General features: G+C 68.3%; 1 protein-coding gene. It reads left to right on the plus strand.

Features of this window, described 5'->3' with window-relative positions; genetic code table 11:
• On the plus strand, nucleotides 1–925 hold a 925-nt coding region (locus A3764_RS16025), incomplete at both ends, for a hydantoinase/oxoprolinase family protein (RefSeq protein WP_330220536.1).

The raw sequence follows: 925 nt of genomic DNA on the forward strand, positions 1-925 counted from the left end.
TCTACATCGGGTTCAAGGAACGGGATCTGGATGCGCATGGCCTCAGGGAAGCGCTGCGGGGGGAGCCATATATCGTGCTGGCCGGGGGGCACGATCATGCGGGGGCAGAGGCCGCGCCGCTGGACGAAGCGGCCCTGACCGCCTTTCTGGAAACCCACGGCAGCGCGGTCAGCGGTTTCGCCGTGGCAAGCCAGTTCGCGGTGCGCAACCCTGCCCACGAACAGCGGGCGGCGGCGCTTGTCCAGCAGATGACAGGGCGGCCCGTTTCGTCATCGCACCAGTTGTCGGCGAAGCTCAACGGCCCGAAGCGGGCGATGACGGCGGTTCTCAACGCCCGTCTGATCGGCATGATCGATCGCCTTATCGGGCGGGCCGAAGATACGCTGCGCGACATCGGTATCCCCGCCCCTCTGATGGTGGTGCGGGGGGACGGGGCGTTGATTTCCAGCGCGCAGGCGCGGGTCCGCCCCATCGAAACGATCCTGAGCGGTCCGGCAGCCTCCATCGTTGGGGCGCGCTGGCTGACGGGGGCCGACGATGCACTGGTGAGCGATATCGGTGGCACCACGACGGATGTCGCCCTGCTGCGGAACGGTCGGCCGGCGATAGACCCGCTGGGCGCCCGGGTCGGGCCCTACCGGACGATGGTCGAAGCGGTCGCCATGCGGACAAGCGGGCTTGGCGGTGACAGTGAGGTTCATTTCATCTCCGAAGGTCTGCAGGGCGGGGTCACGCTTGGGCCGCGCCGGTTGCTCCCGGTGTCTTTGCTGGCGGTCGAGGCGCCAGAGCTTGTCCATGAAACGCTGGATGCGCAGTTGCGGGCCACGGTGCCCAGCGAGCATGACGGCAGGTTCGTCCGCGCGGTGGCCGGACAGTCCAGCGAAGGGTTGGCCCCCCGCGATGCCGACCTGCTGGAACGGATCGG

The organism is Sulfitobacter sp. HI0129 (assembly GCF_001635395.1).
Lineage (GTDB): Bacteria > Pseudomonadota > Alphaproteobacteria > Rhodobacterales > Rhodobacteraceae > Sulfitobacter.